A 6,361-nucleotide genomic window follows, 5' to 3' on the forward strand; every position below is an offset into this window, starting at 1 on the left:
CCGCACGATCGGGTTGCACGCAGAGCCGGCCAGCGGCCGGCACTACCGGGGTGGGCCGGGAAGGTGCCGGCCATCGTTCCAGAATCCCCCAGCGGGCAATGCCGTCCCGCGGAACCGGATGCGTATCTCTCAGGGCGGGCTGGGGTTGGCCAGCAGGCTGTCGGTCTTGAAGCGCGGCGGGCGTCGGGCCTGGGTGCGCTGCTCGTAGGCGTAGGCCAGCTCGATCAGGCGCGGTTCGCTCCAGGCGGTACCCATGAACAGCAGGCCCAGCGGCAGGCCGTTCACGTGCGCCATCGGCACGCTCAGGCTCGGGTAGCCGGCCACGGCCGCCGCGCTGTAGCTCTCGCCGGGGAAGTCGTCGCCGGCGCCGGCGCGGATCGGCCAGGCGGTGCCGGTGGTCGGTGCGATCAGGGCATCCAGCTGCTGCGCGCGCAGCGCCGCATCGATGCCCTCCGGACCGGCCAGGCGGCGGGCCTCGGTGCGGGCGGCGATGTACTCCGGGCTGCCCAGGCCGCCGACCGCGGCCGCTGCTTCCATCAGGTCCTGGCCGAACGGCAGCAGTTCCTTGTCGGCGTGGCTACGGTTCCACGCGATCACCTGGTCCAGGTCGCGCACCGGCGCCTTGTACGTGGTCAGGTAACGCTGCAGACCGGCCTTGAACTCATACAGCAGCACCAGCCGTTCGGCGTCCTGCCATTGGCCCTGGGTGGGCAGCTGCACCGGCACCACCACCGCGCCTGCCTCGCGCAGCACGGCAATGGCGTGCTGCAGCGCCGGGCCGATGCCCGGCCGCTGGTCGAGCGGGCCATACAGCACGCCGATGCGTGCGCCGCGCAGGCTGTCGGCGTTCAAGCGCGAGGTGTAGTCGTAGACCGCGCGGCCGGGCATGGTCGCGGTGGCCGGATCGGCCGCGTCGCGACCGGCCATCGCGGTCAGCAGCGCGGCGGCGTCGGCGACGCTGCGCGCCATCGGGCCGGCGGTGTCCTGGCTGAAGGAGATCGGGATGATGCCTTCGCGGCTGACCAGGCCGACGGTGGGCTTGAGCCCGACCACGCCGTTGATCGCCGCCGGGCAGACGATGCTGCCGTCGGTCTCGGTGCCGACCGCGGCAGCGGCAAGGTTGGCCGATACCGCCACCGCGCTGCCGCTGCTGGACCCGCAGGGGTTATGGTTGAGCCGGTAAGGGTTGCGGGTCTGCCCGCCGCGTGCACTCCAGCCGGAAATCGACTGGCTGGAGCGGAAATTGGCCCATTCGCTCAGGTTGGTCTTGCCCAGGATCACCGCCCCGGCCTCGCGCAGGCGGGTGACCAGGAAGGCATCGTCGGGGCGGAACGTGGCCAGCGCCAACGAGCCGGCGCTGTTGCTCATCGGGCGCGCGCCGATGTTGTCCTTGAGCAGCAGCGGAATGCCGTGCAGGGGCCCGCGCAGGTGCCCGCGCTGGCGTTCGGCATCGCGCGCGGCCGCTTCCTTGAGGACATCGGGGTTGAGCTCGATCACCGCGTTCAAGCGCGGGCCGGCACGATCCAGCCGTGCGATCCGCTCCAGGTAGGCGCGGGTCAGGTGGACGCTGTCCAGGGCACCGCTGGCCATCTGCGCCTGCAGATTGGCGATGTCGGCCTCGGCATAGACAAAGGGGACATCGGGTGGCGTCGCAGGCAGCGCGCCCCGTGCTTCGCTGGCATGCACCGGTGCCGGCGCAGGGGCGCAGCCACACAGTGACATGAGCATCAGCATCGATGTCAGCGTCAGACGCATGAGGGTGTCCCGGGAACCGGCGCTCAGGCTAACCAGCCGGTGCCACGCTTGGCAACTCAGCGCAGGGCGTTGAGCTTGCGGTGGCGTTTGCGGATATCGCGGGCGAGCACGCCGACCACGATCAGATTGATCACCAGGACCGACCATGAGGCCCAGCCAGGGTGACGGACGATGGCGTAGATATCGAACGGCAGGTAGATGCCGGCGGTGACGCAGCCCAGCCAGGAGGCCCAGGCTTTGGCACGCCAGAGGCCCCAGGCCTCGAAAAGATGCAGCACCCCGTAGGCCACCATGGCCGCAGCGGCCAGGTGCACCGCATCGGGGCTGATCATGTTGAGCAGCGAGGGCAGGGTGCCGTGATCCGGGTCCAGGCTGAAGCGCCGGATCAGGGCATTGACCGCATGCCGCAACGGCTGCGGACCGAGCATTTCCAGCCCGGTCGCAGCCAACAGCGCCAAGGCCGCCTTGCTGGCTTCCAGCAAGGCGATCAGGTGCAGACCCGGATGCTTGTGCGGATCCGGGTTGTAGGGCTTGTCGGTCACGACAGGATCCTATCAGCCGCCGCGCGACGCCTTCTTGCGGTCGCTTTCGGTCAGGCCCTTCTTGCGCAGGCGGATTTCCTTCGGGGTGATTTCGACCAGCTCGTCGTCTTCGATGAAGTCCAGCGCCTGTTCCAGCGAGTACTTGATCGCCGGGGTCAGCTGGATCGCATCGTCCTTGCCCGACGCGCGCATGTTGGTCAGCGGCTTGGTCTTGATCGCGTTGACGGTCAGATCGTTGTCCTTGGAGTGGATGCCGACCAGCTGGCCTTCATACACGTTGTCGCCTTCAGCAGCGAACAGCTTGCCGCGTTCCTGCAGCGGCCCCAGGGAGTACGCCGGGGTGGCACCCGGGGCATTGGCGATCATCACGCCGTTCTGGCGCTTGGCGATCGCGCCCTGTTCCTTCGGACCGTAATGGTCGAACACGTGGAACAGCAGGCCCGAACCCTGGGTCAGGGTCTTGAACTCGTTCTGGAAACCGATCAGGCCACGGGCGGGGATCTGGTATTCCAGGCGCACGCGGCCCTTGCCGTCCGGCTCCATGTTCTTCAGCTGGCCCTTGCGGGTGCCCAGCTTTTCCATCACGCCGCCCTGGTGGATTTCTTCGATGTCCACCACCAGCTGCTCGATCGGCTCCATGGCCTGGCCGTCGATCTGCTTGATGATCACTTCCGGGCGCGACACGGCCAGCTCGTAGCCTTCGCGACGCATGTTCTCGATCAGCACCGACAGGTGCAGTTCGCCGCGGCCGGAGACCAGGAACTTGTCGGCGTCTTCCAGCTGTTCGACCTTCAGGGCCACGTTGTGGACCTGCTCGCGGTCCAGGCGGTCCTTGATCTGGCGGCTGGTCAGGAACTTGCCACCGGACAGGTCCTTGTTGCCGGCGAACGGCGAGTTGTTGACCTGGAAGGTCATCGAGATCGTCGGTTCATCGACGGTCAGCGCCGGCAGTGCCTCGGGGGTGTCCGGGTGGCACAGGGTGTCGGAGATGGTCAGCTCCTGGATACCGGAGATGGCGACGATGTCGCCGGCTTCGGCGGTGTCCTGTTCGATGCGCTCCAGGCCCAGGAAGCCCAGCACCTGGGCGACCTTGCCGTTGCGCTTCTTGCCTTCACGGTCGATGACCGCGACCTGCATGTTCTTCTTCAGGGTGCCGCGCTGGATGCGGCCGATGCCGATCACGCCCACGAAGTTGTTGTAGTCCAGCTGGCTGATGCGCATCTGGAACGGGCCGTCCGGATCCACTTCCGGCTTCGGCGCGTGCTGCATGATCGCTTCGTACAGCGGGGTCATGTCGCCGTCGCGCACGGTGTCTTCCAGGCCGGCATAGCCGTTCAGGGCCGAGGCGTAGACGATCGGGAAGTCGAGCTGCTCATTGGTGGCGCCGAGCTTGTCGAACAGGTCGAAGACCTGGTCGATCACCCAATCCGGACGCGAGCCCGGGCGGTCGACCTTGTTGACCACGACGATCGGCTTGAAGCCCATCGCGAAGGCCTTCTGGGTGACGAAGCGGGTCTGAGGCATCGGGCCGTCCATCGCGTCGACCAGGATCAGCACGGTGTCCACCATCGACAGCACGCGCTCCACTTCGCCGCCGAAGTCGGCGTGGCCGGGGGTGTCGACGATGTTGATCCGGTTCTTGACGCCGGTGCGCTTGTCTTCCCAGGTGATGGCCGTGTTCTTGGCCAGGATGGTGATGCCGCGTTCCTTTTCCTGGTCATTGCTGTCCATGACGCGCTCGGCGAGCACGGTGCGCTCGGAGAGGGTGCCGGACTGCTTGAGCAGCTGGTCGACGAGGGTGGTCTTACCGTGGTCGACGTGGGCGACGATGGCGATGTTGCGAAGATTTTCGATAGACATGCGAAAGGGGGCCAGTCGGCGCCGGATTTGGAAAAAGAAGTCCAACATTATACGGCCTAGATGACCAATCGCGAAAAGTGCCTCGCAAGCCTTGCCGGATCTGCATTCAGGTAGTGCCGGCCGCTGGCCGGCAACCCCATGATCTCCGGCGGGTTTTGCCTGGCTGCCGGCCAACGGCCGGCACGACCGCCCTCCTTGGACGGGTCGGCTGCGAACCACAGGTGTATCCTATGGGGCTAACGACAAACCCCCGTACCCCAAGGATTTGCATGTCCCTCATCGCCACTTTCGACACCACCCAGGGCCCGATCAAGGTCGAGCTGTTCGCCGACAAGGCCCCGCTGACGGTTGCCAACTTCGTCAACCTGGTCAAGCACGGCTTCTATGACGGTCTGGTCTTCCACCGCGTGATCCCGGACTTCATGATCCAGGGCGGCTGCCCCAAGGGCCAGGGCACCGGCGGCCCGGGCTACAAGTTCGAAGATGAAAAGAACGGCGTCAAGCACCAGGTCGGTTCGCTGTCCATGGCCAATGCCGGCCCGAACACCAACGGCAGCCAGTTCTTCATCACCCACATCAAGACCGATTGGCTGGACGGCAAGCACACCGTGTTCGGCCAGGTGCTGGATGGCCAGGCGATCGTCGATTCGGTCAAGCAGGGCGACGTGATCCATTCGATCACCCTGGAAGGCGACACCGACGCCGTGCTGGCCGCCCAGGCCGAGCGCGTGGCCGAGTGGAACAAGCTCATCCCCACCGCCTGATCCGATGCCGACGGCCCCCTGTGAAGGGGGCCGTTTTTGCGTTCCGGCCGCCCCGCCAGGCCTGTCCCCGCCCGCGCGGCCATCTCCCACACCGCTTCTTAGCTTCTTAGCAGAGGAAATCCCCATGAAAGCACCTGTTCGTGTTGCCGTAACCGGCGCCGCCGGCCAGATCGGCTACGCCCTGCTGTTCCGCATCGCCTCCGGCGAAATGCTGGGCAAGGACCAGCCGGTCATCCTGCAGCTGCTCGAGCTGCCGATCGACAAGGCCCAGGCCGCGCTGCGCGGCGTGATGATGGAACTGGAAGACTGCGCATTCCCGCTGCTGGCCGGCATGGTCGGTACCGATGACGCCGAAGTGGCCTTCAAGGATGCCGACATCGCCCTGCTGGTCGGCGCGCGTCCGCGCGGCCCGGGCATGGAGCGCAAGGACCTGCTGCTGGAAAACGCCAAGATCTTCACCGCACAGGGCGCGGCGTTGAACAAGGTGGCCAGCCGCGACGTGAAGGTGCTGGTGGTCGGCAACCCGGCCAACACCAATGCCTACATCGCGATGAAGTCGGCGCCGGATCTGAACCCGCGCAACTTCACCGCCATGCTGCGCCTGGACCACAACCGCGCGCTGAGCCAGCTGTCGACCAAGCTGGGCAAGTCGGTGGGTGGCATCGAAAAGCTGGTCGTGTGGGGCAACCACAGCCCGACCATGTACCCGGACTACCGTTTCGCCACCGCCGACGGTGCGTCCATCGCCGATGCGATCAACGACCAGGAATGGAACGCCGGTACCTTCATTCCGACCGTGGGCAAGCGCGGCGCGGCGATCATCGAGGCCCGTGGTTCGTCCTCGGCGGCGTCGGCGGCCAACGCGGCCATCGACCACGTGCGCGACTGGGTGCTGGGCAGCAATGGCAAGTGGGTGACGATGGGCGTGCCGTCCGACGGCTCCTACGGGATTCCGGAAGGCGTGATCTTCGGCTTCGCGGTGACCACTGAAAACGGTGAGTACACCCTGGTCAAGGATCTGCCGGTGGACGACTTCAGCCAGAAGTACATCGACAAGACCCTGGCCGAGCTGGAAGAAGAGCGCGCCGGCGTGGCCCACCTGCTGGGTTGATCGCTCCGCGGGCGCATGCCGACCGTTGGTCGGTGCGTTGACGAAAAACGCCAGGCATCGCCTGGCGTTTTTTTTACCATCGCGTAGACCGTAGACCGTAGACCGTAGACCGTAGACCGTAGACCGTAGAGCCGAGCCATGCTCGGCTGGCCGTGCGGCAGCACGGCAACGATCGAGGCCGAAGCAGCCGAGCATGGCTCGGCTCTACCCGGCCCTACGACCAAGGTCGGACGGCCCACGCCTCACCATCAGGCGATGCTCAACAGACGGTGCGCACACGTTGGTCAGGCGTCTGGCGTTAGAGGACCCGGTAGAGCCGAGCCATGCTC

At 66.4% G+C, this 6,361-nt stretch carries 5 protein-coding genes; 2 read left to right on the forward strand and 3 right to left on the reverse strand.

The genetic code is table 11. The features are described 5' to 3' along the window. Window positions 1-129: 129 nt before the first annotated feature. Genes RTO53_RS06345 through typA form a run of 3 tightly spaced genes read right to left on the reverse strand, consistent with a single transcriptional unit; the run spans window position 130 to window position 4,157 of the window. Complete coding sequence (locus tag RTO53_RS06345) at window positions 130-1,755, reverse strand: amidase (protein ID WP_312236988.1); 1,626 nt, start codon at window positions 1,753-1,755, stop codon at window positions 130-132. A 56-nt stretch (window positions 1,756-1,811) separates the two neighbouring features. Further along, a complete protein-coding gene (locus RTO53_RS06350) occupies window positions 1,812-2,297 on the reverse strand; it encodes a DUF2127 domain-containing protein (RefSeq protein ID WP_312236989.1) in 486 nt (161 codons plus the stop codon). Between the two features lie 12 nt (window positions 2,298-2,309). Continuing rightward, on the reverse strand, window positions 2,310-4,157 hold the full coding sequence (gene typA, locus RTO53_RS06355) for a translational GTPase TypA (RefSeq protein ID WP_312236990.1): 1,848 nt from the start codon (window positions 4,155-4,157) through the stop codon (window positions 2,310-2,312). 269 nt (window positions 4,158-4,426) lie between these two features. Here typA and RTO53_RS06360 point away from each other — a divergent pair, with 269 nt between their 5' ends. Both RTO53_RS06360 and RTO53_RS06365 read left to right on the forward strand, forming a co-directional pair. Beyond that, the gene (locus RTO53_RS06360; RefSeq protein WP_088435214.1) at window positions 4,427-4,921 is read left to right on the forward strand and encodes a peptidylprolyl isomerase; all 495 of its coding nucleotides are present in this window, start codon (window positions 4,427-4,429) and stop codon (window positions 4,919-4,921) included. A 124-nt stretch (window positions 4,922-5,045) separates the two neighbouring features. After that, the gene (locus RTO53_RS06365) at window positions 5,046-6,032 is read left to right on the forward strand and encodes a malate dehydrogenase (RefSeq protein ID WP_312236991.1); all 987 of its coding nucleotides are present in this window, start codon (window positions 5,046-5,048) and stop codon (window positions 6,030-6,032) included. Window positions 6,033-6,361 lie beyond the last annotated feature (329 nt).

This window comes from Stenotrophomonas sp. (assembly GCF_031995405.1).
Classification (GTDB): Bacteria; Pseudomonadota; Gammaproteobacteria; order Xanthomonadales; family Xanthomonadaceae; genus Stenotrophomonas.